The sequence below is a fragment of the Streptomyces sp. NPDC002784 genome, from assembly GCF_053592135.1.
This window is the reverse complement of sequence record NZ_JBSFVD010000009.1, coordinates 1-16,380: the sequence shown is the minus strand read 5'-3', so window position 1 is coordinate 16,380 and position 16,380 is coordinate 1. Positions and strand designations below refer to the sequence as shown.

Annotated in this window: 14 protein-coding genes and 2 pseudogenes; 10 read left to right on the top strand and 6 right to left on the bottom strand. The window is 71.6% G+C overall.

All coding sequences use genetic code 11. The annotated features are described in order from the left end of the window. Positions 1 to 70: 70 nt before the first annotated feature. The 4 genes from ACWD1Z_RS18165 (at position 71) to ACWD1Z_RS18150 (ending at position 4,522) form a co-directional block, all read left to right on the top strand. Positions 71 to 892 carry a Tat pathway signal sequence domain protein gene (locus tag ACWD1Z_RS18165; protein ID WP_451119737.1) on the top strand — a complete coding sequence of 274 codons (822 nt, stop codon included), beginning with the start codon at positions 71 to 73 and terminating at the stop codon, positions 890 to 892. A 100-nt stretch (positions 893 to 992) separates the two neighbouring features. After that, entirely contained in the window at positions 993 to 2,315 is a 1,323-nt protein-coding gene (locus ACWD1Z_RS18160) for a copper amine oxidase (protein ID WP_451119735.1), read from the top strand. A 112-nt stretch (positions 2,316 to 2,427) separates the two neighbouring features. Further along, the gene (locus ACWD1Z_RS18155) at positions 2,428 to 3,666 is read left to right on the top strand and encodes an SAV2148 family HEPN domain-containing protein (protein WP_451120022.1); all 1,239 of its coding nucleotides are present in this window, start codon (positions 2,428 to 2,430) and stop codon (positions 3,664 to 3,666) included. A 133-nt stretch (positions 3,667 to 3,799) separates the two neighbouring features. Next, complete coding sequence (locus tag ACWD1Z_RS18150) at positions 3,800 to 4,522, top strand: exonuclease domain-containing protein (RefSeq protein WP_451119733.1); 723 nt, start codon at positions 3,800 to 3,802, stop codon at positions 4,520 to 4,522. 9 nt (positions 4,523 to 4,531) lie between these two features. On the opposite strand, the gene ACWD1Z_RS18145 is transcribed toward ACWD1Z_RS18150, so the two are convergent. Further along, complete coding sequence (locus tag ACWD1Z_RS18145; protein WP_451119731.1) at positions 4,532 to 5,029, bottom strand: YbaK/EbsC family protein; 498 nt, start codon at positions 5,027 to 5,029, stop codon at positions 4,532 to 4,534. Beyond that, a complete protein-coding gene (locus ACWD1Z_RS18140; protein WP_451119729.1) occupies positions 4,999 to 5,958 on the bottom strand; it encodes a DMT family transporter in 960 nt (319 codons plus the stop codon). Before ACWD1Z_RS18140 ends, ACWD1Z_RS18145 begins: the two co-directional genes overlap by 31 nt. A 93-nt stretch (positions 5,959 to 6,051) precedes the next feature. On the opposite strand from ACWD1Z_RS18140, the gene ACWD1Z_RS18135 reads away from it, so the two are divergent. After that, positions 6,052 to 6,951, top strand: coding sequence for a LysR family transcriptional regulator (locus ACWD1Z_RS18135; RefSeq protein ID WP_451119728.1), 900 nt, complete (start codon positions 6,052 to 6,054; stop codon positions 6,949 to 6,951). A 92-nt stretch (positions 6,952 to 7,043) separates the two neighbouring features. On the opposite strand, the gene ACWD1Z_RS18130 is transcribed toward ACWD1Z_RS18135, so the two are convergent. After that, entirely contained in the window at positions 7,044 to 7,907 is an 864-nt protein-coding gene (locus tag ACWD1Z_RS18130; RefSeq protein ID WP_451119726.1) for a phosphotransferase enzyme family protein, read from the bottom strand. Between the two features lie 162 nt (positions 7,908 to 8,069). Between ACWD1Z_RS18130 and ACWD1Z_RS18125 the strand changes: the two genes are divergently transcribed. From ACWD1Z_RS18125 to mgt, 4 genes and pseudogenes are all read left to right on the top strand, one after another. Next, complete coding sequence (locus ACWD1Z_RS18125; protein WP_451119724.1) at positions 8,070 to 8,981, top strand: carbohydrate ABC transporter permease; 912 nt, start codon at positions 8,070 to 8,072, stop codon at positions 8,979 to 8,981. Further along, positions 8,978 to 9,811 (top strand): carbohydrate ABC transporter permease, encoded by an 834-nt coding sequence (locus ACWD1Z_RS18120; protein WP_389419850.1) that lies wholly within the window; start codon positions 8,978 to 8,980, stop codon positions 9,809 to 9,811. Before ACWD1Z_RS18125 ends, ACWD1Z_RS18120 begins: the two co-directional genes overlap by 4 nt. Then, complete coding sequence (locus tag ACWD1Z_RS18115; protein ID WP_451119722.1) at positions 9,811 to 11,082, top strand: ABC transporter substrate-binding protein; 1,272 nt, start codon at positions 9,811 to 9,813, stop codon at positions 11,080 to 11,082. The genes ACWD1Z_RS18120 and ACWD1Z_RS18115 overlap by 1 nt, the downstream gene beginning before the upstream one ends. A 17-nt stretch (positions 11,083 to 11,099) precedes the next feature. Further along, positions 11,100 to 12,363: pseudogene (gene mgt, locus ACWD1Z_RS18110) on the top strand (macrolide-inactivating glycosyltransferase). A 63-nt stretch (positions 12,364 to 12,426) separates the two neighbouring features. Here mgt and ACWD1Z_RS18105 read toward each other — a convergent pair. Beyond that, positions 12,427 to 14,691: an MMPL family transporter gene (locus ACWD1Z_RS18105; RefSeq protein ID WP_451119720.1), complete on the bottom strand. Its 2,265-nt coding sequence runs from the start codon at positions 14,689 to 14,691 to the stop codon at positions 12,427 to 12,429. A gap of 226 nt (positions 14,692 to 14,917) precedes the next feature. Here ACWD1Z_RS18105 and ACWD1Z_RS18100 point away from each other — a divergent pair, with 226 nt between their 5' ends. Next, the gene (locus ACWD1Z_RS18100) at positions 14,918 to 15,466 is read left to right on the top strand and encodes a DUF1697 domain-containing protein (protein ID WP_451119718.1); all 549 of its coding nucleotides are present in this window, start codon (positions 14,918 to 14,920) and stop codon (positions 15,464 to 15,466) included. A 24-nt stretch (positions 15,467 to 15,490) separates the two neighbouring features. Here ACWD1Z_RS18100 and ACWD1Z_RS18095 read toward each other — a convergent pair whose 3' ends face one another. After that, positions 15,491 to 16,231 (bottom strand): sirohydrochlorin chelatase, encoded by a 741-nt coding sequence (locus ACWD1Z_RS18095; protein ID WP_451119716.1) that lies wholly within the window; start codon positions 16,229 to 16,231, stop codon positions 15,491 to 15,493. A 5-nt stretch (positions 16,232 to 16,236) separates the two neighbouring features. After that, positions 16,237 to 16,380 (bottom strand): annotated as a pseudogene (locus ACWD1Z_RS18090) (ABC transporter permease); the annotation flags it as partial.

Below are 16,380 nucleotides of genomic sequence, written 5' to 3'. Positions count from 1 at the left end.
ACCCCGGTATGCCGAACCAGTGGGGCACATCACATACTCCCGGGGACCCAGGGGGAGTAGGGGGAAAAACGTGCGCAAGACAGTGCACCGCCATCTGGGCAAGGTGGTGGCCGGCGCGGCGATAGCGCTGGCCGGAACCGCGGCCATGGTCGCGGTCACCCTGCCGGGCACGGCCGGAGCCGACGACACCGGCGACCGGAACACGGGGACCGGGCAGAGCGCCCCGGGACAGGCGCAGGGAGCGGGCCAGGACCAGGCCGTCGAGCCCGGCGTCGTCCAGGAGGCGCCCGCCGAGGGCGAGCGGGGGACCGGACGCGATCCGCTCACCGAGGACGAGCTGGCCAGGGTGGAGCGGATCGCCCTGAACCGGCAGCTGCTGCGGTCCAGCGAGGACGTCGACGGCGACCGCGGCCCGCAGACCCTCGGCATCGACCTCGCCGAGCCGGAGACCGACGAGCTCGACGACCCGTCCGCACCGCGGCGCGCCGACGTGACGTTCTACGACTACAAGGACGACACGCTGGTCATCAAGACGGTCAACCTCGACACCGGCAAGGTCGAGCACACCGGCACCGAGCAAGGCGTCCAGCCGCCGCTGGGCCGCTCCGAGAACACCGAGGCCATGAAGATCCTGCTGGCCGACCCGCTGAGCGCGGGTCTGAAGGCGGACTACAAGGACGCCACCGGCAAGGAACTGACCTCCCCGGACCAGCTGGAGGTCGACAGCATGGTCTTCCGGGCCGCTCCGGGCGCCCAGCCCGCCGCACTCGACCGGTGCGGCGAACACCGCTGTGCCCGGTTGTTCCCCAAGGCCCTCAACGGGCCGTGGATCGACATGCGGCACCTGGTGATCGACCTGAGCGCCCGCACGGTCGCCGAACTCGACCGCTGATCACTTCACTTCTCCGTCTTCACTCCTTCTCCGTCTTCACTCCTTCTCCGTCTTCACTCCATTTCCGCCTTCGCTCCTTATGCAAGGGAGTCCATTCTTCATGCGCGTCAACAGAGTGAGCCGTGCCCGCACCCGGACGGCCCTGGCCGCCTTCGCCGTGGCCGGACTGACGGCGGGCGCGGCCGCGGGCGCCGGACCGGCCACCGCCCAGCCCAAGGCGGCGCCCGCCGCCGCCCCCGACTGCAGCGCGGCCTACCGCATCGAGCAGAAGCTCTCCAACGGCACGACCTGGCGCATGTGCTGGCGCCACGAGGCCATGGCCGGAATGATCCTGGAGGACATCACCTACCAGCCGCCCGGCGAGAGCAAGCCGATCAAGGTCCTCAACAGCTCCAAGCTCGCCCAGATCCACGTGCCCTACGACGACGGCTCGGAGGAGTACGACGACATCACGAGCTACTACTTCGGCGACGGTCTGGAGAACCTGGCCGCGGGCGAGTGCCCGGGCGGCACCATCCGCACCGTCAAGGTCCGGGCGCCCGAGTCGACCGAGACCCGCAACGTCAAGGGCCTGTGCACCACGACACGCGCGCGGGGGCACGCGTACCGGCTGCTGAACCAGCCGATCAGCGGCGGCCAGAAGCTCTACCAGAAGCAGGGCAAGGACCTGCTCGTCTACGCCGTCAACAAGGTCAGCTGGTACGAGTACATCACCGAGTGGCGCTTCTCGGACGACGGCACCATCCACCTGAACGTCGGCGCCACCGGCAGCCTCGCGCCGCAGGACTACGACGCCGGGGACGGCCAGGGCTGGCCGATAGGCAAGGGCCCGAAGGCCAGGCCCCTCAGCCACAGCCACAACGTCTTCTGGCGGCTCAACTTCGGTCTGGACGGCTCCTCCAAGGGCCGTGTCGAGCAGTACGACTCGAAGGTCACCCCGCAGGCGCCCGGCGACCGCGCGCCCACCAACAAGACCACCCGCACCAAGATCACCAAGGAGACCGCGGGCGACGCCAAGAACATGCGCTGGTGGCGCGTGGTCAGCGCGACCGGCAAGAACAAGGACGGCCACCCGCGCTCCTACGAGCTCGTCGCCGGCCCCAACGCCAAGTACAGCGGCCGCGGGTTCACCAAGCACGACGTGTACTTCACGCAGTACGACAAGTGCGAGCAGTACGCCAGCAACAACAAGGGCAACTGCCCCACCGGGCACCCCAAGTCGGTCGACAAGTGGGTCGACGGCCAGACCCTGACCAACCCCATCATGTGGGTGAACGTCGGCTTCCACCACATAGCCCGGGACGAGGACCAGCAGCCCATGCCGGTCCACTGGCAGGGCTTCTCGCTCGCGCCGCGTGACGTCACCGCTATGAATCCGCTCACTCCGGCCGAGCTCGCCGGCGCGAACGGGCGTCTCGACTGAGGCAGTTGGGAAACGACCCTGTCCATCGGGCTGCACCGCCCACCGGTCCCGGAGTACCCTTCCTTGATCGTTGACACGGGGAGTGCTCGGGGGAGCGGAAGGCGGTGCGCGGGTGGGCTCGGGAGGGCGGGAGCTGCCCCCTGGTGACGAGGGTCACGAGGGGAACTCCACAGACGTCCCGCCCGGCACGGTGTCCCTGGCGCGCCCCATGGACGCCGGCGCCATCGGACCGGAACTGGACTGGGACGCCGACGCCTGGCAGGAGGTGCGGACCCGGGCGCAGCGGGCCGGCCGGGCCTACATCTGGCTGAACCTCGTCGAACAGCGGCTGCGCGCGGTGGTGGCCGCTGTTCTGCGTCCCATCTACGAACCCGTCCACGGCGACGACTGGGTGGTGGCCGCGGCCGGCCCCGCCGGGCAGGAGTGGGTGCAGCGCGCGGTCGCCGTCCGCGAAGTCAGCCGCCGCAAGGGCTACTTGCTCGACCCCGCCGACGACAACGTCCTCAGCTTCCTGACGCTGCCGCAGCTGCGCGAGCTGATGGTGCAGCACTGGCCGTGCTTCGCGCCCTATGTCGACGAGCGCCGGGACGTCGAACTGGCCCTGGACGAGCTGGAGGTGACCCGGAACGTCGTCTCCCGCAACCGGGCGCTGTCCGAGGCGGTGCTGGGCCAGGCCGAACGGGCCTCGGCGCGGCTGCTGGAGGTGCTCGGCGCGGGCGGCGACGTACCGTCCGCGCGGCGGCTGCCGGTGGACGCGGTCGAGGACCTGGTCGGCGACCGGTACGGCGATGTGGTGGCCGTGCACTCCGACCGGGTGCGGCTGCTGCGGCAGTTCCCGGCCGAGGACATCTTCGGCGAGGCCCGCCGGCTCGACGCCATCGGCATCGGCCTGAACCTGCTGGTGCAGAACTTCTCCGGCCGCCGCCTGGTGCGCCTGGCCGAGTCGGGCTGCCGGGTGCGGCTGCTGTTCCTGAACCCGGCCTCCAGCGCGGTCAAGCGGCGCGAGCGGGAACTGGGCATCAAGCGCGGCGAATTGAGCCGCTCGGTGGAGATGAACATCCTGCACATGCGCCGGGTCCGCGCCCGGCTGCGCGACCCCGGGGCCTTCGAGATCCAGGTCTACGACGAGACACCGCGCTTCACCGCCTACCTGGTCGACGGCGACGGCTCGGACGGCATCGCGGTCCTGCAGTCCTATCTGCGCCGCACCCGGGGCATGGAGGCGCCGGTGCTGGTGCTGCGCGGCGGGTACCGGGTGGTCAAGGCGGGCGACCGGCACGACAGCGGGCTCTTTCCGACCTACCGCGAGGAGTTCGAGGTGGCGTGGGCGGATTCGCGGCCGGTGTCCTGAACAGTGCGGGCGTTTCGTGTCGTCTGTCCGAAGTGCCCGAAGGGGTAAGCGGAACGCGCTCCTCTGGTTGTCAGTGGCTCATGGGAGGGTGGAGACCACTGGGGGAGAGCACCACCAAGGAGGGGGACCGCCCATGGGCTGGCACCGTGAGCTGCTGATCGGATTCGACCTGGAGACGACCGGGACGGACCCGGGCCAGGCGCGTATCGTCACCGCGGCCGTGATCGAGGTCCGGGGCGGACAGCAGCTCGGGCGCCGGGAGTGGCTGGCGGACCCGGGCGTGGTGATCCCGGCGGACGCGGTGGCGGTGCACGGCATCAGCAACGAACGCGCGGCCGGCGAGGGCCGGCCCGCGGACCGGGTGGCGGACGCCGTCGCGGACGTCCTGACGGGCTACTGGAAGACGGGCGTGCCGGTCGTCGCCTACAACGCCGCGTTCGACCTGAGCCTGCTCTCCGCCGAACTGCGGCGCTACGGCCTGCCGTCGCTGCGGGAGCGCCTCGGCGGGACGGACCCCGCGCCCGTCGTCGACCCGTACACCATCGACCGCTGGGTCGACCGCTATCGCCGCGGCAAGCGCAATCTGGAGGCGGTCTGCGCGGAGTACGGCGTCCGGCTGGACTCCGCCCACGACGCCTCGGCGGACGCCCTCGCCGCGGCCCGGCTCGCCTGCGCGATAGCCGACCGCCACCCCAAGATCGCGTCCCTCGGTCCGGCGGAGCTCCACCGCCGCCAGATCGCGTGGTACGCCGAGTGGGCGGCGGACTTCCAGGACTTCCTGCGCCGCAAGGGCGATGAGCAGGCCGTGGTGGACGGCACCTGGCCGCTGCGGGTACCGGCGGACGAGACCGTCTGAGCCCTCCGGTCACTCGGGGGCGGGCCCCGCGATCCGCTCGATCCGCGGCTCGGCCAGCCGTGCGTAGTCGGCGCCCGAGATCCGCAGCGACCGGTCCAGCCTTGCCGCGTTGAAGTACAGCTTCGGCTGCGCCACCACCTCCGGATCGGCGACGAGGTCGAGCTGGGGATCGAAGCTGAACGGCAGGACCGTGCCCGGCACCGAGCGGGCCAGCCGCTCGGCCGTCTCCGGGTCGCTGAAGCCGGCGTAGCGCGCCGCGTACAGCGCGCGGACGGCGTCCAGGTCGACGCGGCGGTCGCCGGGGACCACCGCGAGGACGTGCCGCGTGGTCCGGCGGTCGGTCTTGACGCGCAGCACGATGCACTTCGCCGCCTGGGACGCGGGGTGGCCGCGCAGCGCGCAGACGGCCTCGGTGGCGCCCTCGGGTGCGTGGTCGAGGAGCTCGTAGCCGACGCCGGAGGCGTCCAGCAGGGAGATCAGGCGGTGGTAAGTGGCGTGCTCGGACATGCGGGGTCCTGTTCGGTACGAGGGGCGGGGGGATCAGGCGGGAGGGGAGGAGGGCGGTGGGCGCGTTCCACGGCCTGGCCCCAGTAGGTGCCGGTGAGCATCAGGGCGGCGCCCAGACCGGTCAGCGCGGTCAGGTGCTCGCCGCCCAGGGCGATGCCCACCGCCACCGCCCACAGCGGCTCGGTGCCCAGGAGCAGGCTGGCCCGGCTCGCGGACGTCCGCTGCACGGCCCAGGTCTGCGCCAGGAAGGCGAACACACTGCAGAACAGGGCCAGATAGACCAGCTGGGTCCAGGTCGCCGCGTCGGCGCGGGCCAGCGTCGGCAGCCCCGAGCCGGCGAGGGCAGGCAGGAACAGCACCGTGCCGACCAGGGTCTGCACCGTCGTCAGCTGCAGCGGACGGATCGCCCGCCCGACGGTCAGCCGTCCGACCAGGACGACATGGCCGGCCCGGATCAGCGCGGCGCCCAGCATCAGCAGGTCGCCGAGGCGGGGCGCGTGGAAGCCGTTGCCGGACATCAGCAGGGCGACGGCGAGGACACACACGCCGGTCGCGGCGTAGAAGGCGGCCGGCATGCCGCCGGAGCGCCCGGCGCGGTCGAGGAGAGGGGTGAGCACGATGGTCAGGCTGATGATGAGCCCGGCGTTGGCGGCGGTGGTGTGGGCGACGCCGTACGTCTCCACGATGAGCACCGCGGCCTGCGTCAGACCGAGCGGCACCCCGGCGCGCAGCTCGTCCCGGGTCCACCGGCGGACGCCGCGCCGGGAGAGGACGACGCCGAGACAGGCGAGCGCGGAGAGGGCGTAGCGGGCGAACAGCACCAGCAGGACGGGCAGGGCGGCGGTGGCCGTCTGGGCGGAGAGATAACTGGATCCCCAGACGATCGCGACAAGGAGGAGTACCGCATCGGTACGTCGGACGTCGGACACGCCCCTACGGTGCCCCGGATCGTCTCTGTAGCCCAGGGCCAGTTTCTAAAAGGATCTTTTAGTGCCGCTACATCGGGTTCCTACACTGGAGGCGTGGACGAACGACAGCTGCGGATCCTGCGGGAGCTGGGCGAACTGGGCAGTGTCACCGCGGTCGCCGAGGCGCTGCTGGTGACGCCCTCGGCGATCTCCCAGCAGCTCAGGCTGCTCCAGCGGTCGATCCCGGTCCCGCTCACCGAGCGGCAGGGCAGACGGCTGGTGCTGACCGACGCCGGGCAGGCGCTGGCGGGCGCGGCCGTGGAGGTGGAGACGGCGCTGGCGCGGGCCCGGGGCAGCGTCGAGGAGTTCGTGGGGCGGCCGGACGGGGAGGTGTCGGTGGCGGCGTTCCACAGCGCGGGCGGCGCGTTCTTCCCGCTCCTGCTGCGCGCCCTCGCCGGTCCGGGCCGGCCGGAGGTGAGGCTGGCCGACGAGGACGTAACCCAGGAGGACTTCCCCCGGCTGACCCGGGAGTACGACATCGTCCTCGCCCACCGGCTGGAGCATGCCCAGCCCTGGCCGGACACGGTCACGGTGACCACGCTGCTGCGCGAGCCGCTGGATGTGGCCATGCCCAAGGAGCATCCGCTGGCCGCGAAGCGCCGCGTCACCCCGCGCGATGTGGCCGACGAGCCCTGGATCACCGTGCACGACGGCTTCCCGGTGATGGCCACCATCGACGCCATCGCGGCGGCGGCCGGCCGACGGCTGCGGATCGCCCACCGCATCAACGAGTTCGCGGTGGTGGCGGAGGCGGTGGCCGCCGGAGGAGGCATCGCGCTGATGCCCCGCTGGACGATGCGGCCCCACCCGGCACTGACGCTGAGACCCCTGAGCGGAGTCCGGGCGAGGCGCACCATCGACGCCCTCTACCGCCCGGAGCGGACGGCAAGAAAGGCGGTCCGCACGGTACTGAAGGAGCTGCGCGAAGCGGCCGGCTCGATCCAAGCCCCTTAGGGGCGCGGGGAACCGCACGCTCAGCCACAAAGGCCCGCAGCCGCCCGACGACAGAAAGCCCCCCATCAAGAGTCGCTCAGATCAAGAGGCGCTCAGAACGGATACCACCGCACCGTCGGATCCCCGTCCCGCAGCGAGGCCACCCGGCGCCGGAACTCCTCCAGCGCCTTCGGGTTGCTCGGCGCATGCTGAGCCACCCAGGCACAACTGGCCGTCTCCCGGGCCCCCCGCAGCACCGAGCAGCCCTCCCACTCCCGCACATCCCAGCCGTACCCGGAGACGAACGACTCGTAAGCCGCCGCGGGCAGCCCGTACCGGTCGCGGGACAGGGCCATCACGACCAGATCGTGCTCGCGGAGGTCGGCGGAGAAGGTCTCCAGGTCGACCAGCACCGGCCCTTCGGCGCCCACGTGGACATTGCGCGGCAGCGCGTCGCCGTGGATCGGGCCCACCGGCAGACGCGGCGTCAGCCGGGCCGCCGCCTCGGCGAAACCGTCCCGCCGCGCCCGCAGATACGCCGCGTCCGCCGGGTCGACCGCGTCGCCCGCGAGGCGCAGCCAGCGTTCCACGCCGCCCAGCAGGTCGCGCGGCGGAAGGGCGAAGGAGGGCGCGGGCAGGGCGTGGACGACCCGTAGGAGTTCGGCCAAATCGTGCGGCTCCGCGGGGCGCACCGGATCGGGCAGCCGGTGCCACACCGTCACCGGGTGTCCCTCGACCAGCAGCGGCTCGGGCCCGGCCGCCCGGACCGCCGGGACGCCCGCCTGTGCCAGCCACCCCGCGATGTCCAGTTCGCGCCGGGCCCGGTCCAGGAGCGAGGCGGCGCGGCCCACCTTGACGACCAGGTCACCGGCGGCGAACACGGCGTTCTCGCCCAGGGCGAGGAGAGCCGCGTCCCGCGCCGGACCGGGCAGCACGCCCGCCGCGGCCAGGACCTCCCGGGCCCGCATCTCGTCCATCGTCCGCCTCCATGTCGCCCCCGGTGAGTGGTCATCCGTCGGCCAGTCTCGCATTCGCACAGGTCGGAACGTGTGCGCGGTGTCTTGACGACGCCCGCCCCGGTCACGACCATGACCAGGCCCAGTCCGAGATCGTCACGAGCCCCACGAGGAGCCGCTCACGTGACCTTGGTGACCGCGACGAGGCGGTCCGCGCGGAAGGCGCCGCTGGACCGCGGGGCCTGGTTCCTGGTGCTGCCCGCGCTGATCCCCATCCTGCTGCTCAGCGTCGGGCCGCTGCTGTACGGGATCCTGCTGGCCTTCACCGACTCGCAGTCCGGGCGCACCGAGCCCACCCAGTGGATCGGCGGTCTCAACTTCCGGGACCTGTGGCAGGACACCCTGTTCTGGGAGTCGTTCCGGATCGGTCTGGTGTGGGCCGTCGGGGTCACCGTGCCGCAGTTCCTGCTGGCACTCGGCCTCGCCCTGCTGCTCAGCCAGGACCTCAGACTGCGCTGGCTGGCCCGGGCCCTCGCGATCGTCCCGTGGGCCATGCCGGAGGTCGTGGTCGGGGTGATGTGGCGGCTGGTCTACAACGCGGACGCGGGCATCCTCAACGAAACCCTGCGCGACCTGCACCTCGGTGACGGACGCGACTGGCTCAGCGGCCTGGCCACCGCCCTGCCCGCCGTCATCGTGGTCGGTGTCTGGGCGGGCATGCCCACCACCACCGTCGCCCTGCTCGCCGGCCTGCAGAACACCCCGCGCGAACTGCACGAGGCCGCCGCCGTGGACGGCGCCGGTGCCTGGCGGCGCTTTCGGACCGTCACCTGGCCCGCGCTGCGGCCGGTCGCCCTCGCCATCACGGCGCTCAACCTGATCTGGAACTTCAACTCCTTCGCCCTGGTGTACGTCCTGACCAGCGGCGGCCCCGGCGGCCGCACCCGGCTGCCGATGCTCTTCGCCTACGAAGAGGCCTTCCGCTACGGGCAGTTCGGCTACGCCGCGGCGATGGGATGTGTGATGGTGGCCCTGGTCTCGGTCCTGCTCGCCCTGTTCCTCGTGGGCCGGCTGAGGGGAGGGGACGAGAAATGAGAACGCGCCCCGCCGCCCGCGCCGGCCAGTACGCCGCCCTGCTCGGCTATCTGGTCTTCCTCGCCTTCCCCTTCCTCTGGCTGATCTCCACCGCCTTCAAACCGCCCCGCGAACTCGGCAGCCTCCACCCCACCTGGATCCCCGAGAACCCCACGCTGGACAACTTCCGCCAGGCCTTCGACGAACAGCCGCTGCTGCGGGCCGCGGGCAACTCCCTGATCGCCGCGGTCTCGGCCGCCCTGATCGCCGTAGTGATCGCGACTCCGATGGCGTACGTCATGGCCCGGCACCGCACCCGGCTTGCGCGCGCCGCGACCGGCTGGGTCGTCGTCAGCCAGGCGTTCCCGCTGGTCCTGGTGATCATCCCGCTGTTCCTGGTGCTGAAGAACCTGCGGCTGATCGACTCCCTGGCCGGGCTGATCCTGGTGTACGTGGTGTGGGCGCTGCCGTTCGCGCTGTGGATGCTCGTCGGTTACGTCCGGGCCGTGCCCACCGAACTGGAGGAGGCGGCCGCCGTCGACGGGGCCGGCAAGCTGCGCACCCTGGTCTCGGTGACCGCGCCGCTGCTCGCCCCGGGCATCGTGGCCACGGGGCTGTTCGCCTTCGTCACCGCGTGGAACGAGTTCTTCTTCGCGCTGGTCCTGCTGAAGACCCCGGAGAAGCAGACCCTGCCGGTGACCCTCACCCACTTCATCGGCGCGGAGGGCGTCGCCGACCTCGGCCCGCTGGCCGCGGCCGCGTTCCTCGCGACCCTGCCCTCCCTGGTGGTCTTCGCGATCGTCCAGCGCCGGATCACGGGCGGCATGCTCGCCGGGGCGGTGAAGAACTGATGCGCGCACGCTGGCTCCTCGTCCTCCTGCTCCTCCTCGCGGGCTGCTCCGGCGACGGTGAGCCCGACGACGGCCGGATCACCCTCCGCTTCCAGTCCCTGGCCTGGCAGGAGGAGTCCGTCGCGGTCAACAAGGAACTCGTCGAGGAGTGGAACGCGCGCCATCCGGACGTCGAGGTCGAGTACGTGCAGGGCAGTTGGGACAGCGTCCACGACCAGCTGCTCACCTCCTTCGAGGGCGGCGAGGCACCCGACATCGTGCACGACGCCTCCGACGACCTCGCCGACTTCGCCTACGGCGGCCATCTCGCCGACCTGACCGGCCTGCTCTCCGGCCGCCTCAAGGCGGACATCCCCGAGCGCAGCTGGCAGACGGTGACCTTCGGGGACGGCATCCACGGCGTGCCGTTCCTCCAGGAGCCGCGCGTGCTCATCGCCAACGCCACCTGGCTGAAGAAGTCCGGCGTCCGCATCCCCACCCCCGAACGGCCCTGGACCTGGCCGGAGTTCCGGCAGATCACCGAGGAGCTGAGCGGCGACGGCACCTACGGCGTGGCCTGGCCGCTGAAGGAACCCGTCTCCGCCACCCTGAACCTCTCCCTGTCGGCGGGCGGGCAGCTCTTCCACCGGGACTCCGACGGCAAGGCCGAGATCCGCTTCGAGACCGCCGACGAGGTGGTTCCGAGGACGATCCACGACCAGGTCAACTCCGATGGCAGCGCCTCCGGTTCGACCCTCGGCAGCGGCGGTTCGGACACCCTGCCCGGCTTCTTCGGCGGCCGGTACGCGATGGTCCCGCTCGGCTTCTCCTACCGTCAGCAGATCGTGCAGCAGGCCCCGGAGGGCTTCGACTGGCAGGTGCTGCCCGCCCCCGCGGGCGCGGACGGACTCACCCAGGGCGTCAGCCCGCAGACGCTCTCCATCGCCGCGGACAGCCCGCACCAGGAGGAGGCGGCCGAGTTCATCGACTTCCTGCTCCAGCCGCGGAACATGGTCCGGCTCGCCCTCGGCGACTGGATGCTGCCCACCGGCACCGAGGCGCTGAAGGACCCGGCGCTGCGCACCGCCGAGCACGACTGGGCGACCGGCACCGCCCTCGCCGAGCACCTGCGCTCGGCGCCCGCCCAGGCGGTCCGCGGCTACCCGGAGTGGAAGGACAAGGTCGCCACCCCCGCCCTCCAGGAGTACTACAGCGGGGCGATCGGACTCGACGAGCTGCGCGAGCGCCTGGAGGAGGACGGCAACCTGGTCCTCGCCCGCTACCAGAGGTGACAGCCCGGAAACCAGAGGTGGCGGCGCCGTTCCGCGCTTTATATGAGTTGCACGAGACGTATCGTCTCGCTTAGTCTCCGGGACATGACCTCACCCGCGCACATCGCCATGTTCTCCATCGCCGCCCACGGCCACGTGAACCCGAGCCTCGAAGTGATCCGTGAGCTCGTCGCGCGCGGACACCGGGTCACCTACGCGATCCCGCCCGCGTTCGCCGAGAAGGTCGCCGACACCGGCGCCGAGCCGAAGCCGTGGCACTCCACCCTGCCCGGCCCCGACGCCGACCCGGCGGCCTGGGGCAGCACCCTGCTGGACAACGTCGAGCCGTTCCTGGCCGACGCGATCCAGGCGCTGCCCCAGCTCGTCGAGGCCTACCGGGGCGACGAGCCGGACCTCGTCCTGCACGACATCACCGCCTACCCCGCCCGCGTCCTCGCCCACCGCTGGGGCGTCCCCTGCGTCTCGCTCTCACCGAACCTCGTCGCCTGGGAGGGCTACGAGGAGGAGGTCGCCGAGCCGATGTGGGCGGAGCCGAAGAGGACCGAACGGGGCCGGGCCTACTACGCCCGCTTCCAGTCCTGGCTGGAGGAGAACGGCATCACCCTGCACCCGGATCGGTTCGCGGGCCGCCCCGACCGCTCGCTGGTCCTGATCCCGAAGGTGCTGCAGCCGAACGCCGACCGGGTCGACGAGTCGGTGTACTCCTTCGTGGGCGCCTGCCAGGGCGACCGCGGCGCCGAGGGGGAGTGGCAGCGGCCCGCCGGGGCCGAGAAGGTCGTCCTCGTCTCGCTGGGCTCCTCCTTCACCAAGCAGCCCGGCTTCTACCGGGAGTGCGTCAAGGCCTTCGGGGAGCTGCCCGGCTGGCACCTGGTGCTCCAGATCGGCCGGCATGTCGACCCCGCCGAGCTGGGGGACGTACCGGCCGGCGTCGAAGTGCGGTCGTGGGTCCCGCAGTTGGCCGTGCTCAAGCAGGCCGACCTGTTCGTCACCCACGCCGGCGCGGGCGGCAGCCAGGAGGGGATGGCCACGGCCACCCCGATGATCGCCGTACCGCAGGCCGTCGATCAGTTCGGCAACGCGGAGATGCTCCAGGCGCTCGGTGTGGCCCGGCAGCTGTCCACCGGGGAGGCGACCGCCGAGGCGCTGCGGGAGACCGCGCTCGCCCTCGTCGACGACCCGGAGGTGGCCGCGCGGCTGAAGGACATCGCGGCGCGGATGGCCGAGGAGGGCGGCACCCGACGGGCGGCCGACCTCATCGAGGCCGAACTCCCCGCCCGGTGAGCACAGCCGAGGGCCCGTCGGTTCCCCCGTGACCGACGGGCCCTCGTGTTCATGCGGTCCGGATCAGACCGGGACGCGCTCCCCCTCGTCGTCCCGCGCCGGCTGGGCGACCGCCTCCGGCGCCTCGTCGTGCGTCAGGTCCGGCAGGCGCTCCAGCCACTTCGGCAGGTACCAGTTGCGCTCGCCCAGCAGCGCCATGACCGCCGGGAGCAGCACACCCCGGATGATCGTCGCGTCGATGAGCACCGCGGCCGCCAGGCCCACGCCCATCTGCTTCATGGACTGCATGGACAGTGTGCCGAAGATCCCGAACACGGCGACCATGATGACCGCGGCGCTGGTGACGACACCCGCCGTGGTGACCACCCCGTGCTTGATCGCCTCGTTCGTCGTACGGCCCTTCAGCCGCGCCTCGCGGATCCGGGAGACCACGAACACGTGGTAGTCCATCGACAGGCCGAACAGGATCACGAAGAGGAACAGCGGCAGCCAGCTGATGATGGCGCCGACACCCTCCGCGCCCACCAGGGACGCCCCCCAGCCGTGCTGGAAGACGCCGACCAGGATGCCGTAGGCCGCGCCCACCGACAGCAGGTTGAGCGCGATCGAGGTGATCGCGATCGTCAGCGAGCGGAAGGACAGCAGCATCAGCAGGAAGGCGAAGACCACCACGAACGCGAAGACCGGGACGACCGCTCCGGCCAGCTGGTTGTTGAAGTCGTGGCTGCCCGCCACCTGTCCGGTGATGGGCGCCTCAAGGCCGTCGACCTTGCCGAGCGTGGCCGGACGGACCTCGTCGCGCAGCTTCTCCAGGTTCTCGCCCGCCTTGTCGAGGTCGGAGCCGCCGACCAGCGGGACGTAGACGAAGGCGAGGTTCTGCTCGTCGTGCAGCTTGATCTCGACCGGGCCGCGCGAGGCACCCGAGTCCACGGCTTCCCGCTTGAAGTCGGCGAGCGCGCTCTGCACCTCGGGGGCGTTGATGTCGTCCGCCTTGACGACCACCTCGGCCGGCTCGGAGCCGCCGGGGAAGGCGTCGTTGACCCGGTTGTACGTCTGCACGATGGGCAGCGAGTCGCCGAACTCCTGGTCCAGCGTGAGGTTCTGGGTCTTCATGCCGACCGCGGGAGCGGCGACCGCGAGCAGCGCGCCGGTCGCGACGACCGTCGAGATCAGCGGCCGCTTCAGCACCGTGCCGAGGACGGCCGTCCACAGGCGGCTGTCCCGGTTGACGTTGCCGCGCTTGCGGCGCAGCTTGCTCTCCGGGTGCAGGTAGGGAATGCGGCCCTTCTCCACCCGGTGCCCCAGCAGCGACAGCATCGCGGGAAGCACGGTCACCGAACCGACCATGGCGACCGCCACCACGATCAGCGAGGCGAGACCCATCGCCTCGAAGTCGGCGATACCGGTGAACAGCATGCCCGCCATCGCCACGCACACCGTGACACCGGAGACCACGATCGCCCGGCCGCTGGTGGCGGCGGCGATCCGCAGCGCCGTCTGCGGGTCCTTGCCGGCGGCCCGCTCCTCCCGCTCGCGGCGCAGGTAGAACAGGCAGTAGTCGACGCCGACGGCCAGACCGACCAGCAGCATCACCGAGTTGGCGACATCGCCCATCGGCATGACATGGCTGACGATGCCCATCAGACCCATCGTCGCCATGATCGCGGTGATCGCCAGGAGCACCGGCAGCAGCGCCGCGACGAGCGCGCCGAAGGCGATCAGCAGAATGCCGAGGGCCACGGGCACGGCCGAGTACTCGGCCTTCTTGAAGTCGTCCCCGAAGGCGTCGTCGAACGTCTTCATCATGCTGGCGGCGCCGATCTCCTCGATCGTCAGCGCCGGATGGTCCTTCTGGACCTCGGCCACCGCCTTCAGCACCGGCTCGACCCGCTCGCTCGCGGTCTCCGCGTCACCGCGCATGTCGAACTGCACCAGCGCGCTGCGGCCGTCCTCGGAGAGGGTGTCCGCGTCGTACGGCGAGGTGATGCCGGTGACCTCGCCGGTCGCCTCGACCGCGTCCATCACCGCGGTGACCGCGGCACGGAACTCGGTGTCGGTGGCCTTCAGGCCGGCGTCCTTCGCCTGCACCAGGACGGTCTCGCCGGCCGGCTCGTCGATCCCGGAGTCGTCGATGATCTGCGCGGCGGTCTTCGTCTCGCCCTTGAGTGCCTGGCTCTCGTCCACGTCCACCCGGCCGGTCGCCGAACCGAGCCCCATCGCCAGGACGACGAACAGCACCCAGATGCCGACGGCAGCCCATCGGTGCCGGACGCTCCAGCCGCCTGCCCGGGCGGCCAGACCCCGCACCCGTATGTCTCCGTTCCCCATGACGGGCTTGCCCCCTCGTATGCGGTGACAGCCCCCTGCCGCCACCTTCCGCTTCGAAGGTATGCGGCGGATAAGGGCATCTCGTCGTGCTGATCGGTGAGCTGAACGCGGCGGGAATCATCCCCCTGGACCCCGCCTCCTCCCCACTGGGGAGGAGGAAGCCCCTTACATCTATGTGCCGACTGCCCACCCCCGCGCAGCACGCCGGTCGCCTTATGGTGTGCGGATGACGACGAGGTATGCGGCGCTGCTGCGGGGCATCAACGTGGGCGGCGCCAAGAAGGTCCCGATGGCGGAGCTGCGCGTCCTGATGGCCGGGCTCGGCCTGGACGACGTGGGCACCTACCTCCAGAGCGGCCAGGCCGTCTTCTCCGCCGCGCGCGGCGACGAGGAGTCCTGGGCCGCGGAGATCACGCGGGCGGTCGAGAAGCGGTTCGGGTTCGCGGTGGACGTCATCGTCCGCGACCACGCCTATCTGGCGGCGGTCGCCGAGGGCTGTCCCTTCCCGGCCGCCGAGCTGGAGGGCAAGCAGCTGCACGTCACGTACTTCTCCGAGCCGGTCACCGCCGAGCGCTTCGCCGAGATCGACCCGGCCGCCTTCCTGCCGGAGGAGTTCCGGCTCGGCGAGCGCTGCCTGTACCTGTACGCCCCGAACGGCCTCGGCCGCTCCAAGCTCGCCGAGCAGCTGGCCAGGCCGCGCCTGAACAAGGGCGTCACCGCGACCACCCGGAACTGGAACACCGTGGTCAAGCTGGTGGAGATGACCGGAGGGTAGGCAGCCCGCTCCCGGGAGACGCCGTCAGGCGCCCACGGCCGCCAGTACCGGTACCCGAGCCGCGTCGTAGCGGTCCAGCAGCAGCCGCGCGACCTCCGGCGCCGGGCCGAGGACGTCGGCCAGGACGTCCGCCCCGGCGGCGCCCCGCGCGATCCGGTCCGGCAGGAAGCCGGGCGCGAGGACGTACGGCGCGACGGCCACCCGCGCGCAGCCGAGGGCCCGCAGTTCCCGTACCGCGTCCTCGGTGCGGGGCAGGGATGCGGAGGCGAACGCGGGCCGCACGGCACACCAACCGGTGCGCCGCCACTCCCGCGCGATGTCTGCGATCACCGCGCTCGCCTCCGGGTCGGTGGACCCCGCCGAGGCCAGCACGACCCCGGTCGAGGACTTGTCGGCGGGCGTGAGACCCGCCTCGTACAGCCGCCGCTCCAGCGCCGCGAGCAGCAGCGGGGAGGGGCCGAGCACCTCCGCCTGCCGGATCCGCAGCCGCCGGGGCGCGTCCCGCAGCACCGCGGGGATGTCCGCCTTCGCGTGGAAGGCGCGGGTCAGCAGCAGCGGCAGCGCCACGACATCGCGCACGCCCTCCGCCGCGAGGGATTCCAGCACACCCTGCACGGTGGGGATGTTGAAGTCCAGGAAGCCGGTCTCCACGCGCAGTCCGGGCCGCGCCGAGCGCACCCGTCGTACGAGGGCGTGCACGGTCGCGGCGTGCCGCGGGTCGCGGCTGCCGTGCGCGATGACGAGGAGGACCGGCTGGTGGCGCATGGGACTCAACTCCTCGCGAGCAGACCGCGGGTGCGCAGCACCCAGCGCTCCAGCGGGCTGAAGATCAGCAGGTCGATGGCGATGCCGACGAGCAGGATCAGGAAGATGGCCAGGAACACCTGGGACATGCTGGCGTTGTTGCGGCCGTT